Origin of the sequence: Rhizobium sp. P38BS-XIX (assembly GCF_012641435.1) — a bacterium.
Taxonomy (GTDB): Bacteria; Pseudomonadota; Alphaproteobacteria; order Rhizobiales; family Rhizobiaceae; genus Rhizobium.
In genome coordinates this window covers 251,408-267,563 of sequence record NZ_JABAIJ010000008.1, presented here as the reverse complement: position 1 = coordinate 267,563, position 16,156 = coordinate 251,408, and the positions used below count along the sequence as shown (strand labels likewise).

At 58.3% G+C, this 16,156-nt stretch carries 18 protein-coding genes; 7 read left to right on the top strand and 11 right to left on the bottom strand.

Annotation, left to right across the window (positions count from 1 at the left end):
- Positions 1 to 9: 9 nt before the first annotated feature.
- A complete protein-coding gene (locus HGP17_RS24760; protein WP_348648992.1) occupies positions 10 to 1,047 on the bottom strand; it encodes an HlyD family secretion protein in 1,038 nt (345 codons plus the stop codon).
- 211 nt (positions 1,048 to 1,258) lie between these two features.
- On the opposite strand from HGP17_RS24760, the gene HGP17_RS24755 reads away from it, so the two are divergent.
- From HGP17_RS24755 to HGP17_RS24745, 3 genes are all read left to right on the top strand, one after another.
- Positions 1,259 to 1,951 (top strand): CerR family C-terminal domain-containing protein, encoded by a 693-nt coding sequence (locus HGP17_RS24755; RefSeq protein ID WP_168813096.1) that lies wholly within the window; start codon positions 1,259 to 1,261, stop codon positions 1,949 to 1,951.
- Between the two features lie 1,067 nt (positions 1,952 to 3,018).
- Positions 3,019 to 4,689: a phospholipase D-like domain-containing protein gene (locus HGP17_RS24750; protein ID WP_168813095.1), complete on the top strand. Its 1,671-nt coding sequence runs from the start codon at positions 3,019 to 3,021 to the stop codon at positions 4,687 to 4,689.
- A gap of 51 nt (positions 4,690 to 4,740) precedes the next feature.
- Entirely contained in the window at positions 4,741 to 5,418 is a 678-nt protein-coding gene (locus HGP17_RS24745; protein WP_168813094.1) for a DUF2278 family protein, read from the top strand.
- Between the two features lie 81 nt (positions 5,419 to 5,499).
- Here HGP17_RS24745 and HGP17_RS24740 read toward each other — a convergent pair whose 3' ends face one another.
- Complete coding sequence (locus HGP17_RS24740; protein ID WP_168813093.1) at positions 5,500 to 5,904, bottom strand: hypothetical protein; 405 nt, start codon at positions 5,902 to 5,904, stop codon at positions 5,500 to 5,502.
- 8 nt (positions 5,905 to 5,912) lie between these two features.
- Positions 5,913 to 6,242 carry a hypothetical protein gene (locus HGP17_RS24735; protein WP_168813092.1) on the bottom strand — a complete coding sequence of 110 codons (330 nt, stop codon included), beginning with the start codon at positions 6,240 to 6,242 and terminating at the stop codon, positions 5,913 to 5,915.
- 191 nt (positions 6,243 to 6,433) lie between these two features.
- Here HGP17_RS24735 and HGP17_RS24730 point away from each other — a divergent pair, with 191 nt between their 5' ends.
- The 3 genes from HGP17_RS24730 to HGP17_RS24720 all read left to right on the top strand — a co-directional run bounded on the left by HGP17_RS24730 (position 6,434) and on the right by HGP17_RS24720 (position 8,342).
- On the top strand, positions 6,434 to 6,628 hold the full coding sequence (locus HGP17_RS24730; protein WP_168813091.1) for a hypothetical protein: 195 nt from the start codon (positions 6,434 to 6,436) through the stop codon (positions 6,626 to 6,628).
- A gap of 123 nt (positions 6,629 to 6,751) precedes the next feature.
- Positions 6,752 to 7,588: an alpha/beta hydrolase gene (locus tag HGP17_RS24725; RefSeq protein ID WP_168813090.1), complete on the top strand. Its 837-nt coding sequence runs from the start codon at positions 6,752 to 6,754 to the stop codon at positions 7,586 to 7,588.
- A gap of 76 nt (positions 7,589 to 7,664) precedes the next feature.
- Complete coding sequence (locus tag HGP17_RS24720; RefSeq protein WP_168813208.1) at positions 7,665 to 8,342, top strand: gamma-glutamylcyclotransferase; 678 nt, start codon at positions 7,665 to 7,667, stop codon at positions 8,340 to 8,342.
- Between the two features lie 38 nt (positions 8,343 to 8,380).
- Here HGP17_RS24720 and HGP17_RS24715 read toward each other — a convergent pair whose 3' ends face one another.
- The 5 genes from HGP17_RS24715 to HGP17_RS24695 form a co-directional block, all read right to left on the bottom strand.
- Positions 8,381 to 9,280, bottom strand: a complete 900-nt coding sequence (locus HGP17_RS24715; protein WP_168813089.1) for a LysR family transcriptional regulator — start codon at positions 9,278 to 9,280, stop codon at positions 8,381 to 8,383.
- A 209-nt stretch (positions 9,281 to 9,489) separates the two neighbouring features.
- Positions 9,490 to 10,395: a glyoxalase gene (locus tag HGP17_RS24710; protein ID WP_168813088.1), complete on the bottom strand. Its 906-nt coding sequence runs from the start codon at positions 10,393 to 10,395 to the stop codon at positions 9,490 to 9,492.
- A 164-nt stretch (positions 10,396 to 10,559) separates the two neighbouring features.
- Complete coding sequence (locus HGP17_RS24705) at positions 10,560 to 11,411, bottom strand: MBL fold metallo-hydrolase (RefSeq protein ID WP_168813087.1); 852 nt, start codon at positions 11,409 to 11,411, stop codon at positions 10,560 to 10,562.
- A 20-nt stretch (positions 11,412 to 11,431) separates the two neighbouring features.
- On the bottom strand, positions 11,432 to 11,758 hold the full coding sequence (locus HGP17_RS24700) for a hypothetical protein (protein ID WP_168813086.1): 327 nt from the start codon (positions 11,756 to 11,758) through the stop codon (positions 11,432 to 11,434).
- A gap of 6 nt (positions 11,759 to 11,764) precedes the next feature.
- Positions 11,765 to 12,394 (bottom strand): sugar ABC transporter, encoded by a 630-nt coding sequence (locus HGP17_RS24695; RefSeq protein ID WP_348648991.1) that lies wholly within the window; start codon positions 12,392 to 12,394, stop codon positions 11,765 to 11,767.
- A gap of 72 nt (positions 12,395 to 12,466) precedes the next feature.
- Between HGP17_RS24695 and HGP17_RS24690 the strand changes: the two genes are divergently transcribed.
- A complete protein-coding gene (locus HGP17_RS24690; protein ID WP_168813085.1) occupies positions 12,467 to 13,366 on the top strand; it encodes a LysR substrate-binding domain-containing protein in 900 nt (299 codons plus the stop codon).
- Positions 13,367 to 13,395: 29 nt separating this feature from the next.
- Here HGP17_RS24690 and HGP17_RS24685 read toward each other — a convergent pair whose 3' ends face one another.
- Genes HGP17_RS24685 through HGP17_RS24675 form a run of 3 tightly spaced genes read right to left on the bottom strand, consistent with a single transcriptional unit; the run spans position 13,396 to position 16,156 of the window.
- The gene (locus HGP17_RS24685; protein ID WP_246704196.1) at positions 13,396 to 13,713 is read right to left on the bottom strand and encodes a hypothetical protein; all 318 of its coding nucleotides are present in this window, start codon (positions 13,711 to 13,713) and stop codon (positions 13,396 to 13,398) included.
- 50 nt (positions 13,714 to 13,763) lie between these two features.
- Complete coding sequence (locus HGP17_RS24680) at positions 13,764 to 14,918, bottom strand: YbfB/YjiJ family MFS transporter (RefSeq protein ID WP_168813084.1); 1,155 nt, start codon at positions 14,916 to 14,918, stop codon at positions 13,764 to 13,766.
- Positions 14,915 to 16,156 (bottom strand): MFS transporter, encoded by a 1,242-nt coding sequence (locus tag HGP17_RS24675; protein ID WP_246704195.1) that lies wholly within the window; start codon positions 16,154 to 16,156, stop codon positions 14,915 to 14,917. Before HGP17_RS24675 ends, HGP17_RS24680 begins: the two co-directional genes overlap by 4 nt.

Sequence of the window (16,156 nt, the reverse complement as noted above, 5' to 3'; positions counted from 1 at the left end):
GTTCGCTGCTCATTGCGCCGATGCAACCTTCTGCAAGACCGTTGCCTTCGTATCGACGGAGACCTCGATGGAGAGGCCGGGAACCAGCGCGGGCATATCTTTCCGACCGGCATCCAGTCTGACGCGCACAGGCACGCGCTGAACGATCTTGGTAAAGTTGCCCGTCGCATTTTCCGGGGGGAGCAGAGCGAACTGCGCTCCGGTTCCAGGGGCGAAACTGTCGACGACGCCCGTCAGCTTGACGTCGGGATATGCGTCGATGCTGATCGTCGCCGGTTGCCCCTGACGCATCTCGCCGATCTGCGTTTCCTTGTAGTTCGCAACCAGATAGATCTTGTCTGTCGGCACGATGGTCAGCAATTGCGTGCCGGGTTGAACGAACTGGCCGATCTGTACGGTGCGATCTCCAATGCGGCCTGAGATGGCACTGCGCAAGACGGTATCGCTGAGGTCGATTTCCGCCTTGCTGAGGCTCTGCTCTGCCGCGGCGAGTTCCGCATGCGCCTGCTCGACCTGGGCTTTCAGGCTCGTCGTCTGCTGGCGTGCGGCGTCAAGGACCGCCTGTTTCAGGCGAATGACGGATCTTGCCTGTTCAAGTGCGCTCTGAACCTGTTCGCCCTTCTGCTGGCTCTCGATGCCTTTTGCCGCGAGAGGCGCAGTCCTGTCGAAGTCCTGCTTTGCGAGTCGGGCATTTTCATCTGCATTGTCCAGATCTGCCTGCGCCTGCGCGATGACCGAATTCTGGTGTCCCATATCGGCTTCGCTCTTGGCCACGTCGGCCTCTCTGGCCGACACCGTCGCTTTCGCTTCGCGAACAGCCATTTCGTAGCGCCGCGGATCGATCTTGACGAGCGGCTGGCCTGCACTGACCGCCTGATTGTCGGCGACGTATATCTCCGTGATCTGACCCGACACCACCGGCGCCATCGAGACCTGGTCGGCACGCAGATAGGCGTTGTCCGTGCTCTCCACAAAGCGCCCGTTCACATACCAGTCATAGCCGTAATAGCCGCCGCCGATGGCTAAGAGCGCGGCGAAGGCGGCCACGATGTATCGCCGTGGCCTCCGCTTCTTCTGCGTGGGGACCTCCGCTGACGAGAGCGGAGGGGAGGTGACTTTTGCGTCCATGGTCATGTCACTCGAAATGGGGTTGTTGCTCGAATTATTCCATTTGGAAGAATTATGTCAATTGGAATATTTTTTGCGAATGGAAGATTTCTTCCGGCCGTGTTATCGTGCCAGCGGAATGGAGTGATGAATGACGAGTTTGAGAAGGCGTAACACCGCGAACGGCTATCCGCGCGGCGAGGAGACGAAAACCAAGATCATCAAGACGGCGATTACGCTCTTTGGTGAAAAGGGGTTTGCCGGTGTCTCCACCCGGGAGATCGCCAGTGCGGCGGGCGTGCCGCCGCCGTCGCTGCAGTATTATTTCGAGAACAAGGAAGGTCTATACCAGGCCTGCATCGAGGACATTCACGAGTCGGCCTGGGAGGCGATCGGACCTGTCGCGCGTGATGTCGAGGAGATGTTGGCCGCCAACGTGGAAATTGGGCAGCTTGTCGAAGGCTATTGCAGTATCCTTGACGCGCTGGCGGATTTTCTCTTTGCCACGCCTGATGCGGCGACACGCGCCTTGTTCATCGCCCAGCATCATTCGCCGCTGACCCGGCCGACGGAGAAGTCCGAAGGAAAAAGCGCTACGGGCCGCCGTATCCGCAGTTGCTGCGCCGCGATCGTCTCGCGGGTTGGCGGATCCCGCTTCAGCGACGAGGAGATCAATGTCATTTGCACGACGATCAATGGACAGTTGATCGTTGTTCATCTGGCTCGTGAACATGTCGAGGAACTGATGGGTTGGCAGAAGATCACTGCTGAGAGGATCGCGACGCTGAAAGCCATCGTGCGGCGACAGACCATGTTCATCCTCAGCTCTTACCGTCAGGCCTAACTGCCAGCGAGTTATGGCAACAGTTCAAGGGGTACGAAGCTCCTGGCGGCGGAGCTGTGCGCTAGCGCCGGTGTCTGAAATTTGCGAGCGATCTCACCCAAATGGGGGATGCGAGCGGGCGCATTTTTTGCTCTCTTTTTCGCGGTAGCAGTTCATTTTCAGATCGGATGTGAACGGGTTGATCCTGCTGAATTTCGGGCGGACCCAGCGGAGAAATGCCAAACGTCCGATCTGATCATGTCTTCAGCCGCGCGCTTGCAATAGAGCTTGATGAATCTGATACGCTTTATCTTCATCGATTGATCTGAATACACGGTGTTTTGATCACTATATAATCCTTTATGGGATCGTTTCTATATGATGCGTTCATATTCTTCCGCTACATTCTACTTTCAGATTGATGTTTTGGATCTTGATACTTTCTTTTAGGGAAAAAGATGGGCGGGCATCGTAGTCTTATGGAAGCTCCTCTTTCTGATGAGGATGATGAAACATTTCAGAGAGTCCTAGACAATATTTCGGGTCAGCCATGGTTCGCGCATAATTCGTGCTGCCATAAAACCTTGAAATCGCGGCTGCGTCTCTTGATCGGAATGAAAATAAGAAATGCCAATCAATTGCGCACGATTGCCGTCTCATGGGCCTTGAGTGATATTCTTCAAGGCGCTGTGCAGACCAAGCGCTACTAGTTCTATCGAATGTGTCAGGCGGTGCCGGATATCCGGCTCTCGTTGATCTGTGCCTGGCATATTTGCGTCCGAGACATCTTTATTATTATCAGGTTTTGTTCGACGGCTGCCAATCCACATGGCCTTGCCTTCAAAAACAAAAGTAAGCTCGGCAATGCTCGATTTACCTGAGGCAATCACGCAAATGACCTGTCACCGTCGTGTCGTAATTCTTGTGGAGGATGAAAGTCTTGCGGCGATTGATATCTGGCTGTCTGGGACCGGACGGTCTGCTTCCAAATAAGTGCAGTTGAGATCGGCAAAACTGCGATTTTGCTGACGGATGAGTGGGGATTATCGGCTGCGTCTTCGCAGCGAAACGCATGGGAGGAGAGGGCAATGGTGATCCGTATCAAGGCGTTCGCGAACGCTGACGACGTGCTGATTGCATGGGAGCCCGAGGATTGGCCCGACGCGCTGGTGGGCTTCCAGCTCGAGCGCAAGGACGAGAAGACCGGGGCGATTTCGATCATCAACAATCGCATCCCGCCAAAGCCTGGACAGGGCGCGACCGCCCCGGGCGGCATCTCCTCAGCGCTCTCGCCCATCAGACGATGCATTTGGACCGATCACGGCGTCACCGCGACCGATCAGCTTTCCTATCGGGTGACAGGCATGACGGATGATGGTCATGGCGGCTTTGCCCCGGATGCAGAGACGGTGTCCGTCTGGACGGAGCCGACGCTTGTTTCCGGCGATATGGGAAATGGGCTCGAAGCTTATTTCAACCGCGGAACATTGATGTCGCAGGTGGTGACGCGGTTCGTGAAGGGTGATGTTTCCGAGGATTCCCTGCGCAACTTCGTCAAAGATCTCGCCGATCCCGGCTTTGCAGCGCGACGCTATCTGGGTGGCGATGCGCGCAGCGAGATTCTTGAGTTCCTCGCCGACGCCGATCGACGCGGCAGTTCGATCTATGCGGCGATCTACGAGATCAACGACAAGGAGCTGGTTCAGGGTCTCGTTCCGTTTGGAGCGCGCGGCCACATTCTCATCGGCAACGGTAGCGCGACCCAGCCTTGGGTTGCCACCACACTCGAAGGTGCCGGCTTCGAAGTGAGGCATCGCGATCTTAGCCATCATGGCCGAAGCTCGCCGAGCGTCCACAACAAGTTCGTTGTTGAAGTGAGTGCCGACGGGTTGCCCCTGCGGGTGCTCAGCGGCAGCACCAACTGGACCGTGACGGGGCTTTGCACGCAGCTCAACAACGTCGTGATCTTGCAGCGCCCGGCCATCGCCGATCGCTATCGCAAGCAATGGGACGCCCTTGTCGCTGCCGGCGACGATATGACCGCGACGCTCAAGCAAAGCAACGGCGACAGCACGCAGGACAATGAAATCGGGCTGTTCTTCTCGGCCACCACGAACGGTCCGGAGATGGATGCCGTCAAATCGTTGATCGACGGTGCCAAGCAAGGGGTTCTGTCGCTCATGTTCATGCCCGGAAACTCGCCATTGCTGGCGGCCGTGCTGGATCAGGCAAAGAGCAACCAGCTCTATGTGCGCGGCATCGTCTCGTCTGTGCATGCGACAGGAAAAGACATTGTCCGGGTCGGAAGTCAGGTCATAAAATCGGGCCAGGATCCGGCTTCGTTTCATCGCGACGTGCTGGTGCCCGGAGGCGTGCCCGAGGATAACAAGCCAAGCTGGGCGGAAGCCGAGTTTCCGGTCGAGGAGTTCATGGGCGCCGGCCTGATCGCGATCGTCCATTCCAAGGTCATCGTCATCGATCCGTTCAGCCCGGATTGTGTCGTTGTCACGGGCTCGCACAATTTCTCGGTCAGTGCATCCGAGAAGAACGACGAGAATCTCCTGATCATTCGCGGCAATCAGAAGCTTGCCCAGGCCTATGCCGTTCATATCAATGGAGTTTACGACGCTTACTCCTGGCGCGCTTTTCTCGAAGCTGGGGGTAAACCCGATGAAATCTACAAGCCGATTACCGGCTGGAAGCCGGGTGGCGCGCGCAACGCCGAACTGAAGTTCTGGATGAGCGGCGACGCCGAATAACGGTCCCAGCGATAAACCTCGATCAACACCCCCAAGAAGGACCCTGGAACGATGACGCTTGGCTACGGCTTTGTGAAGGCAAAAGTAACCTCAACCCCGACCCTCAAAGGCAGTCGTGGTCATAACAAGCATAGTCACGAGGTGCAGTATCACCTCCATTGTGACCTCGATGTCGACGGAGAGACCTGGGACGTGGCGATCAACGTCGGCACCAGCGACAGCGATGACCTGCTGAAATACAAGATGGTCTACGATTACCAGCATGCCGTCATCCAGATGCTTGCGGCCGCCGCACCCGGCAAATCGGATCTCACCGATCACAATATGCTGCCGGCGCTCGACTTCCAGCGCAGCGATGTGCTCGCGTCGACAGGCCCTTGGCGTGACAGTGGCATCATGGATGGTTCAACCGATGTAGAGCCTGCCGCTTCGCTGATCCGTCTTCTCACGAAAGCCAAGTCCGAATCCCGTGATGTCTATCTGTTCGGCCGCTTTTACACCGGTGGCGATCTTGGCATTCACGATACGCACATGAACCAGGGATCGACCGGCAGCTACCTTCACAAGGCTGGCGACGACCATAACGATCACAACGATATCTGGCAGGATGGTGCGTTGCTCGTGGATCTGGGTGAGCCGGAATGGGCAGCCTATTTCGCCGCCTTCGACCAGCAGCTCATGCCGAGCGATGACCTTGGTAACCCCCAACCAAACGCCAAGCCGCTGTAACGTGCTTAGCGTTTGCCTGAAACGATAGCTCTACCGTGCAGCCTCTGGCCAAGTGCAAGAGGCTGCCAATCGCATGCGCCCTCAGGATGCGCCTGAGGAGCACTTGAACTTGATGACGATTTGCGATGTGCCGGTGCCGGGGATTGCCGCCGAGCATTCCTTTTCCGGCGTGGCCATGATGACCTTGTCGGCGAAGAAGTAGATGCCGCCGATAATATAGGCAACGACCAGTAGAGCCATGTGGAGCGTACCCCATGTCTTGGACCAGCCCTTGTCGTCGCTCTCCTTCTTGTCGAGGATCACGCGGGTGACCCGCGTATAGAACAGGATGCCAAACAGCGCCGACAGCGCCGCCATGAGGCTGGTGAGACCCAGGATGAAATGGTTCACGATGCTTTCCGTCGGCAACAGGTTTGCCGGGATATACAGCAGCAAGGCGACTGCGAGCGCAGTCGTGTATTTGGCATAATCGATTATCTTGTCCATAGCTTGCCTCAGCAGATGCAGTGATCTGCGATGAAACCTCGCATGACATCGCTCACGGTTTTGTCGGCCAGAATCTGCTGGCGTGTGTCGAAAAGCGCATTTTCGATAAGGTCCGGTGTCGTCGCCTCCACTATGCCCTTGGTGACCTTGCGCCGGAGAAGCAGCGCTCGAATGTTCTCCCGCACGACTGCGCGCAGCTTCTCCTGATCGGAGATCGGAATTTCGGAAATGTCTCGATTGCGGAATTTTTCGAACGCTGGAAGTGATGTCAACGCAGCCAAGGGCATATGCAGTTCATCTGCAAGCTGGGCTATGATCTCATCGCTATTCTTTGCCATGACGTCTCGCTCCTGGGATAGGGATGGAAATGCGGATCACGTCGGACAATCGATCAGCACGCCGGTCTGAAAACGTCTACGCAATACGCGGATATGGTCGGTGTGGAGCGAGGGCCAGATTAAATATACTCGTTGAGCGCGTAGTTTCTGTAAAGTCCGCCCTTTGGAGAACTTGGCAAGATCGGAAAGAAATGCTGGCGCGTGCTGCCATGGCCGAGTTTTGCGGTGAAACATTCCCCCGCCGCCTGGAGCGGTCTTCCCTAAGCTTTTGGTACGCCTCTGCCAATGTTGCGGAAAGCGCAACAAAATATGAAGTATTAATGCAATTGTTGTTGAGTGTCTGTCGCGGCAATATTGCTGCATCAGACGAAAGAAACATCGCCTGAAGCCAAACCGATACGATCACAGGGCGAGACATGACAGACGATCATCGTTCCATGCCGCCTCACGAAGAACAGCTTTCATCCGGTGTTGCCACCGTCACCAAATCATTCAAAGGAGATACTGAAATGGCTATCATCATGACCAAGGACGGCGTTGAAATCTTCTATAAGGACTGGGGTTCCAAGACCGCTCAACCGATCGTTTTCCACCACGGTTGGCCGCTTTCGTCGGATGACTGGGATGCGCAGATGCTGTTCTTCCTGCAGCAGGGATACCGCGTCGTCGCTCATGACCGCCGTGGTCACGGTCGGTCCGCACAGGTCGCCGATGGTCACGATATGGATCACTATGCCGCCGATGCTGCCGCCGTCGTTGAACATCTTGACCTGAAGAATGCCGTCCACATCGGCCATTCGACCGGCGGCGGCGAGGTGGCCCGCTACGTTGCAAAGCACGGCGAGCCGGCCGGCCGCGTCGCAAAGGCCGTGCTTGTTTCCGCCGTGCCGCCTTCGATGCTGAAGACCGAAAGCAATCCGGAAGGCTTGCCCATCGAAGTCTTCGACGGCTTCCGCGCCGCTCTTGCTGCCAATCGCGCCCAATTCTTCCGGGATGTGCCGGTAGGCCCGTTCTACGGCTTCAATCGTGATGGAGCCACAGTTCAGGAAGGCGTGATCCAGAATTGGTGGCGGCAAGGCATGATGGGCGGCGCCAAGGCGCATTACGACGGCATCAAGGCCTTCTCGGAAACCGACCAGACAGAGGATCTGAAGGCGATCACCGTGCCGACGCTCGTTCTGCATGGCGAGGATGACCAGATCGTGCCGATTGCGGATTCGGCCCACAAGTCGATCAAGCTTCTGAAAAACGGAACGCTGAAGACCTATCCCGGCCTCTCGCATGGGATGCTGACCGTCAATGCAGACGTGCTCAATGCCGACCTGCTGGCCTTCGTTCGGGCCTGACTAAAAGGCCTGGCCACGGTTGATGCCGTGGCCAGGCGCGCCTGTTTTCTGTTGTGGCATGCGGATTGATGGAATGATGCAATTGACCCCCGAGCTTGTCGCCCTGACGATCAAGGATGTCCGCGATGACGGACCTGAGCCGGGCTTTACGCCTCTGTGCGAGGCGGAGCTCGATGATCTCGTCGACAAGGTCGAGAGCGAAGCGGATGGCAAACCTCTCATGATCTTTGCCTACGGTTCGCTCATCTGGAATCCCGAGTTCGAGCCCGCCCGTCGCGAGCGTGCCACCGCCCATGGCTGGCACAGGTCGTTTTCGCTCAGAATCGCGCGCTGGCGGGCCACCAGCGAGCAGCCCGGCCTGATGATGGCTCTCGAGCGTGGCGGCCAGTGCGATGGCATCGTCTTCACCTTGTCGGCCGAACGGCAGCGTGCCGACCTCCGTGCGTTGATCGCCCGCGAGATCAAATACCGAGAGGTCCGGGATATGGTGCGATGGCTTCCCGTGCGGACCGAAAATGGCACTCGCAAGGCTTTGACCTTCTGGGCAAGCACGAAACGGCTCGGATTGACGAGGCCCCTACCGGCCGATCAGGCCTCACAGCTCATCGCACGTGCCTGCGGGCAGGGCGGATCCTGCGCCGAGTATCTGCGCAACACGATCGTCGATCTTCAGGCTGAAGGCATCCGCGACCGCAATCTATGGCATCTGCAGGCCTTGGTCGCCGAAGACATAATCGCCCGTCACAAGGCATGAGGTCACGCGCTGGATCGCGCCAGCCCGAAAGTCGCGACTCAGTCCAGCATCGCCATGTGCGATGCGATCTGCTCTTCGAAGAATTTCGAAAATGAAGCGATGCGCGGCGGCAAGGTCTGGTATGGCGGGTAGTATAAGGTCAACCAGAGATCGGGCGGCGCCCAACCGCGCAGGACGTGAACCAGACGTCCTGTCTTAAGGTGCTCGGAGATGTGAAAGCCCGGCAGCATGGCAACGCCAGCGCCATCGGCCGCCATGTCGGCAAGAACTTCGCCGTTGTTGGCGCTGAATGCGCGTCCGGCCGAAATCGTCATGCTCGAGCCACCGTCTGACAGCACCCAAATCTCGCCCCGGCTTTCACCGCTGTAAGCAAGGCAATCGTCGGGGGTCAGCTCGGCGGGATGCTGCATCTCGGCGAACCGGCTTCCGGGCGCGGCAACAAGGATGCGCGGCACGACTCGAATCTTGCGCCAGATCGTGAACTTGTCCGTCGGTTGCGATGAAATCCGGATCGCCAGATCGTAATCGCCGTCGACGATATCGACGAGCCCGTCCGACAGGGAAATCTCGAAGCTCATTTTCGGATAGAGTTGCCGAAAGCCTGAAAGGATCGGTGGCAACACCGACTTGCCGAACCATGTCGGCGCACTGAGCCGCAGGCGCCCTTGATCGGCCTTGTGTGCATTGCGGATATCCTTGCGGGCGGTTTCGAGCGCCTCGACCGCCGGCTGGGTTTGGGCGGCGAAAACCGCGCCGTCCGTCGTCAGCGACACCTGGCGGGTGGTGCGCACGAACAGCTGCACCCCAAGATCTTCCTCCAGCGCTGCTATGGCTCGCGTTACGGCGGCCGGTGTCATGTCCAGCTCTCGAGCGACCTGCGCGAAGTTGCGCTTTTCGGCGGCCAGGAGAAAGATCTTGAGAGCTTTGTAGTCGTTCATGAAATTATTTCGCAGCTGGCAATGGATCGCGCATGATTATTGCGAAAGTGGCAGGCGATCAATGGCAGTTTGCGCATGGCCCGAACTGGAAATGACAATGCGGTGCCGGTTGCAGCCATCATGAAAGCACGATCGCACGACATCGGAAGATGCCGTGCGATCGAAGGCGGTTACTATTCTGGATTGACGTCAGATGAGTGATCGCATCGTCACTGCGAAGCACCGGCTGAATGGATCTCCGCAATATATCCGCCGGGAAACTGGACGATGGCGGCCCGACGCTGATCCGATGTATACGGTTGAACCAGGAGCGTTGCCCCGGCGGTTGTCGCCTTGGAAATCGTCTCTTCCAGGTTCGTCACTTCGTAGCCCGTCGTTTCATGCCCATAGGGATAGGGCAGGTGGCCGTCGGTCACAAGTAGGGACATCTTGCCGAAGTCCGATGTGATGCGCACGCGCCGAAAGGTATCGCTTGGGCGGCCGATTTCCACACCCGGAGCCTGCTTGTCGTCAGCGACAATCTTGCCATGCGAAAATCGCAGAAAATCCTGAATGAACGCGTTGGCGGAATCCTTCGAAACATAGATCCTGTTTTCCGGGATCGTATCGAGTTTCGGATAGTTCGGCGCTTTGGTGTGCCAATAGAGCTGCATGTTGACGCCGCCTGGCCATTGAATGATGGCATCGCGACCGATCGGGTCGGGGAAGGCTTCGACGATGACGGACGCTCCCGCTTTTCTGGCCTCACGGATGGATTGATCCAGGTCCGTTACAAGGTACCCGGTCCGTTCCTGGCCGAAGGGATAGGGAATTGGCGTCTTGAAGCCGAAGAGCGAGATGGTGCCGACTGGTGTCTGGATCAACTGCGACGTCGTGCTGCTGGGCGTCGGCGTCACGGTGGCAACGATCTGCTTGGTTGATGCTCCGCCGAATGTCGCGACAAAGCTTGCCGCAAAGGCGTCGGTCTCAGCGACTGGGACGTAAACGTGGCTGGTGTCGTATTGCGCGCCGACCGCTGGAGCGTTGCTTGCGGCCTGCGAAATCGTGGCAAATGTCGGGAGTATCGCTGCAACGGCGACGGTTAGAATTTTCAATCCGGATGATGTGAGCGGCATGGGACTATCCTCACGTTATGATGCCGAAACAGCTGTTTCGGTTTGGCTGAGCGGTTGTCTGTGAGGTGACAATCGCCCAACCTGTCCAAGCGAACAATTGCAACAATAATTTCTATTAAATTGTGATTGTTGCAACAATCTCCAGGGATGTAGCTGCTCTCAAGTCATTTCGGCGGATGCTCCATATACCTAACGGCATAGGTTTCACCCTTTCGCGCGACGTGCGCGAAACCAAGCTCGCCCAGATGCATGCCGGCGATCGACAGCTGATCCGCACTCACAAGATCCAGCAGTCGCGCTCGAGTCGAGGCGGCAAGAGACGCGTCATGATCGAACGCGATCGAAACATCCGGCCGCGGAATCTGGATTTGGGGAAAGTGAACAATGTCCCCCCAGACAAGTAGATTGCGACCGCCGGATTCAAGGCGATAACCGGTATGCCCTGCGGTGTGACCCGGTAACGGCATCGCCGTGATGCCGCGAAGCACCTCGCCGGCTTCAACAATCCGCAGCCTGTCGCGATAGGCGTCGAAAGCTCGACGCGCGACAAGGAAGCCGCCTCGAGCACGCTCCGTCGCGCGGCTCAAGTTGCCGTCATCTCGCCAGAATGCGAGTTCCCGGTTGTGAACGACAAGCTCTGCATTCGGAAAAGTCGCTTCTCCCGAAGTCTTGGCGAGCCCTCCAACATGATCCGGATGGGCGTGTGTCAACAGGATGGCGTCGATCTGGTAGGGCTCGATACCGGCTAATCCAAGATTGCTCTCAAGCCTGCCACCCCACTGCCTGAAACCGCCGGCTCCCGCGTCGATCAGGATCGTGCGGCCGCCTCCCCGCACCAGGTAGCAGTTGATATGGATCTCGGTATTATTCGCGATCCCTGCATTCTGTTGCATGCGGGAGGCGTCACCAGGGGCAATATTCGACAGGAGATCAAGGCCTGCGGCGAGGTAGCCGTCGCTGATCGCCGTAATCGTCAAGTCGCCAATCTGTTGGCTGGGAAATGCAGTTTTATTCATGACTGTCTCCGGGCCGCAGTTCAGTTGCGCGCTTGAATGTTGGCAGCTGCATAGCCGAAGCAACGGATGCGTGCGGTCAGGTCGAGGTGGCGTCTGATGGCATCATCCAGACCCTTCATGAACCGATCCATGACGGCCGGTGTGCGAAAGGTCTCAAGGCGATAGCGGATGTCTGCAAAGACCGGGTGCCCCCGGCCGTGGCGAACGGGGACATAGATGACATGGACCTTTGCCAAGGCGGCCTGCAGCACGCCCGTGCAAAGTTCGGTACATTGCTCCGTAAGCTGCGCGAGTGCTTCGTCGGAAGGCAGTCTTTCTGCAGGAAGGAAGATCGTGATATTCGGCATCGGTGCTTATCGTGCCTTCCCGACAATGGGGTCGCTACCGCTGGTCAGCTGCGCGGTCATCGGCTCGTAGATATGGATACCGTCGGGCAAGCGGTCGATGTCGGCAATCTCATCGCGCTTCGATTTTGCCAGCCATCGGCGTTCCGGAAATTTCTCCATTGCGACCGCGTGTATTGCTTGTGGCGCAAGACCTAATTCGAGCAGTGACTCGGGCCCCGTCGCGCTGAGCACCAGATACTCGTCGTCATGAACGGCCATTACCCGCTCGACGCCGTCATAGAGATTTCGGTGCCAGTCGGTGATGTGCTGTTGCCAGCGCGCAAAATTACCACCGCCCTTCTGGCGGTATTCCTCTCCAGTCAGAATCTCGAGGCCGTCGATCGAGTGCATGGCGAGATAAACGGGGCAGCCGACGCGCAATGCCTTGAAGCGCTGCGACGTGTGAAAGCCGCTGACCGAAATGAGGGCCGGGAGCTTGTCGAAGCTATAGAAGTTGTTCCATTCGCCCTCGCTGACTGGGTCGGCAAAGCTGCATTCCACCGTGTAGATCATTGTACCACCTTTAATCGCAAGCGCCGTCTTTGGCCTTGCTTGTCGTTGATATTTGATCATGATAAGGCGCTGATTGCCGGCCACATATCGATATCGGCTCACGCTTCAATGACATAATATCAAGCTGGTGCCGAGCCAGCACGCCGGGAGCCGATCATGCGCCGCAAGATTCCAAGCAATTCCGCGCTGATGGCGTTCGAAGCGTCGGCCCGCCATGGGAGCTTTGCTCGCGCTGCCGAGGAACTGGCGCTGACCGAAGGCGCTATCAGCCGCCAGATAGGGCGGCTCGAGGTCTTCCTGGGCGTCACGCTGTTCGAGCGGATCGGCAATCGTGTCCGGCTTTTACCGAATGGAGAACGTTATGCAGCCCAGGTTCGCGAGTCGCTCGATCGGCTGGAGCGCGACAGCCAATATCTGATGGGTGAGCCGAGCAATGGTGGCAGCATCGATATCGCCACCATTCCCACTTTCGCCGCGCGCTGGCTCATCCCCCGTTTGGCTCGATTTCGAGAGAAGCATCCGAATATTATCGTGCATCTTGCCGAGAGGATGGAGCCGTTCGTCCTAGCCGGAAGCGGCTTTGACGGAGCAATTCATTTCGATCATCCTGCCTGGACCGGAATGCGAACGCATCGCTTGCTGCAGGAAACATTGGTTCCCGTTTGCCATCCGATGCTTCTTGGCAAAGGTGGGGAACCGCCCGTTCTCGATGAGCTTCCGCGCCTCCATCGGCGCCAGAACCCGGACGCTTGGCAGCGCTATGCTCAGGAGGCCGGGATCGCGTTGACCAATCCTGCGATCGGCCCTCGCTATGATCTTCACGTCATGCTGATTGAAGCGGCGCTCGCGGGGCTCGGCGTTGTGCTGGTGCCGCGCCTCTACGTCGAGACGGAGTTGGCGGAAGGCCGCCTTGTCGCGCCGTGGCCTGACGGCCGGTCGATCTCCAAGACCTTCTGCCTGATCCTTCCCGAGCCGATCCGATTGAGCGACGGTCCGATACAGGATTTTGCAAACTGGCTTCTCACGGAAGCGCGGGCCGATAATCAGAGGCCGTGATACGCAGGTTTGGAAACTGGAAACGGCGCTCAGGTCATCCGTTTGAGGAGTTCGATCAAGGCGTCGGTATTATCGTTGGCCTCAAGCGTGCGCAGGTGATTGTCCGCGAGCTCAAATATGGCAAGCACGACTTCGCGTTCAGACCATCCCGCCGCCTCGGCCGCCTTCACAAGATCCTGTAAAGACGCCTGAAGGGCATCCTGGCAGCGCAAGTGCCTGTCTGGATCATCCTCGGTCACGAAAGGGCGGCTAATATCGGACATGCATAAAGGGTGGACTGATTTGCCATTTTTGGCAATCGAATATGATGGGTATCTAAAAAAGATCATCAAGGCATAGGATTGCAAACCCGATGTTCCTCGATACGCGAGAACGGGGAGCTTGCCGCGAATTGCCGTCAGCTCCTCTGAAACAGCGACAGGATCATCCCGGCGGCGACCAGCACGGCGCCGATCAGAAGACCGGTATAAAGAGAACCGGTCATATCCGTGAAAAGGCCGATGCTGAAGGGGCCAAGCGTCTGACCGATCCCGAAGGCGAGGGTAAAGGTGCCGATTGCGGCGGTATGCCTGCTGTCCTCGACATGGCGCCTGACGAATTCGCTTGTCGCGGCCACGACGGCAAAGAATGTCGAGCCGAACACCAGTGCTGAACCTATCATGGCAGCAAAGGAAGGGTTGCAGAGCGGGATCGCCATTCCCAAGCCATTGATACCGACCAGGATAGAAAATGCGACGGCGTTTCTGGTGCCTGACAGGAGACGCGGCCAGATCCATGGCGCGGCCATGGATGCGAGGCCGATCGTCGTCCAGAAAAGACCGACATGCCAGGCTGGCTGGCCATCGGATTTGAGATAGGCGACCATGAAGGTCATGTAGCCGGTCGAGCCCGCCCCGAATGCGGCGTAGCCGAGCAGGATCCATTTATGGCCAAGCGGAGCATAGCGTCGACGTTCGCTTTCACGAATGGCGCTGCCCGCATGCGTCTCTCGCGCGGCGAGATAACCGGCGACGGCAAAGATCGCGCCCATGGCGGCAAGCAGCTGCCACATGCTTCGCCAAGTCTCCTGTCCGAATTTTTCCAGCCATTCGGGGACCAGCAGGCCGGTAACGGCAAGACCGAAGCCGGCTCCGGCGTAGAAAAGGCCGATCGCCACGCTTCGACCCTGCGGCCGTTCCGCAGCAAGCGCCATCGTCATTGCGCCGCCCGTCACGAAGATACACGCGCCTGATACGCCGGACAACAACCGGAACAGGCTGAGGGCTGCGAAATTGTCGGTGATGCCGAGCGAAAGCACGCTGACGACCGTGATGAGAGCCCCAAATCCGTAAGTTCGCGCAGCACCCAGCCAACGGGCCGTAGCAGCCGACGTCGCAGCGCCGGCGATATAGCCGACCGCATTGATCGTGTTCAGCCATCCCGCTTGCGAATAACTCCAGCCGAGATCGCTCTTCATTGCCGGAAGCAACAGCCCATAGGCAAAGCGCGCGATGCCGAGACCGAGTGCCGGGCCTAGTGCCAGAAGGCAAATCCTGCCGAGCGTCGTTTTCACCGTCTGCCGCCGGCAAGCTTGATGGCTGACGGGGAACGTCTGAGCGAGAGCATCGCCCAGGCGCCGAGCAACGGTCCGGGAGCGAGAAACATGAACGTCCAGTGCCAGCTTCCGGTGAAGGCCGCAATCAAAGGCATCAACCAGATCACCAGGACAGTGAGCGCGTAACCGAGACCCATCTGCAGGCACAGCGCCGTGCCGACAAAATTGCGATCGCAGAGTTCGGTAACGGCGGCGGAGAAAAGCGGGGAATCGCCGATGATGGAGATGCCCCAGACGATTGCAACCAGGACGACCAGCCAGGTCGGACCATCGAAGACGAAGCCGATCAGCAAGGCGCACAGGCCGGAAACGATCATGAAGCCCGCCGTCGTTGCCGTTCGCCCGAACCGGTCCGAGAGCAGGCCGCCGGCGATACAGCCGAGGAGGCCGGCGCCGATGGCAAAGAATGTGACCAACGACGTGTGCGCGAGCGATATCTTGCCATCGAGTGCGGAGCGCACGAAGACCAGAAGCCATGTCCACATGGCATAGAGCTCCCACATATGGCCGAAATAGCCGATATTCACCAGAACGAGATCCCTGTCCTTCAGGACCTTGCCGATCTGGCGTGGATTGAAGATGGCCTTTCCGAACGGGTAAGGGCCTTCTTTCGCAAACAGGAGAAAGCAGAGCCCGGCGACAAGAGAGGCCGCGCTCGACAATGCAATAACCAGATGCCAATCGATTGCCTGGGTGATGGCCCGAAACAGGTGCGGCATGGAGGAGCCAAGCGTCAGCGCGCCGACGATGGCCCCAAGGGCAAGGCCGCGATCGCGCACGAACCAGGTCGAGACCAGCTTCAGCGCCGGCGGATAGACGGCCGACAGCGACAAGCCGGTGAGAAAGCGGCAGAGGACAGCCAGCGAGGCACTGGGTTCCAGCAGCAGCGTGGCGTTGACCACCGCTGCCAGGATGGAGGCAATGGCCATCAGCCGATTCAGTTGGACGACATCCGGCAGATTGACGAGACTGGAAGCCAGCGCACCGATCACGAAGCCGATCTGTACCCCATTGGTCATCCAGGCCACCTGGCCGTCGCTCAGCGCCCAGGCCGCCTTCAATTCCGGCGTTACGGCGGTTGCGGAGAACCAGGTCGTCATCGACAGCACGACCGATATGCAAAGCGTCAGCAACACCGACCACCGGCCCGGTGCAATGCCGGTTGCGCGGTCGTGCAAGGTCCCGGATGCGCCCAA

Bases quoted from the DNA above. Each gene is read 5' to 3' on its own strand.
- HGP17_RS24710 (WP_168813088.1), bottom strand. From the start codon at position 10,395: ATGCCGCTCACATCATCCGGATTGAAAATTCTAACCGTCGCCGTTGCA.
- HGP17_RS24720 (WP_168813208.1), top strand. From the start codon at position 7,665: ATGCAATTGACCCCCGAGCTTGTCGCCCTGACGATCAAGGATGTCCGC.
- HGP17_RS24730 (WP_168813091.1), top strand. From the start codon at position 6,434: ATGCTGGCGCGTGCTGCCATGGCCGAGTTTTGCGGTGAAACATTCCCC.
- HGP17_RS24755 (WP_168813096.1), top strand. From the start codon at position 1,259: ATGACGAGTTTGAGAAGGCGTAACACCGCGAACGGCTATCCGCGCGGC.
- HGP17_RS24715 (WP_168813089.1), bottom strand. From the start codon at position 9,280: ATGAACGACTACAAAGCTCTCAAGATCTTTCTCCTGGCCGCCGAAAAG.
- HGP17_RS24740 (WP_168813093.1), bottom strand. From the start codon at position 5,904: ATGGACAAGATAATCGATTATGCCAAATACACGACTGCGCTCGCAGTC.
- HGP17_RS24745 (WP_168813094.1), top strand. From the start codon at position 4,741: ATGACGCTTGGCTACGGCTTTGTGAAGGCAAAAGTAACCTCAACCCCG.
- HGP17_RS24735 (WP_168813092.1), bottom strand. From the start codon at position 6,242: ATGGCAAAGAATAGCGATGAGATCATAGCCCAGCTTGCAGATGAACTG.
- HGP17_RS24725 (WP_168813090.1), top strand. From the start codon at position 6,752: ATGGCTATCATCATGACCAAGGACGGCGTTGAAATCTTCTATAAGGAC.
- HGP17_RS24690 (WP_168813085.1), top strand. From the start codon at position 12,467: ATGCGCCGCAAGATTCCAAGCAATTCCGCGCTGATGGCGTTCGAAGCG.
- HGP17_RS24700 (WP_168813086.1), bottom strand. From the start codon at position 11,758: ATGCCGAATATCACGATCTTCCTTCCTGCAGAAAGACTGCCTTCCGAC.
- HGP17_RS24750 (WP_168813095.1), top strand. From the start codon at position 3,019: ATGGTGATCCGTATCAAGGCGTTCGCGAACGCTGACGACGTGCTGATT.
- HGP17_RS24705 (WP_168813087.1), bottom strand. From the start codon at position 11,411: ATGAATAAAACTGCATTTCCCAGCCAACAGATTGGCGACTTGACGATT.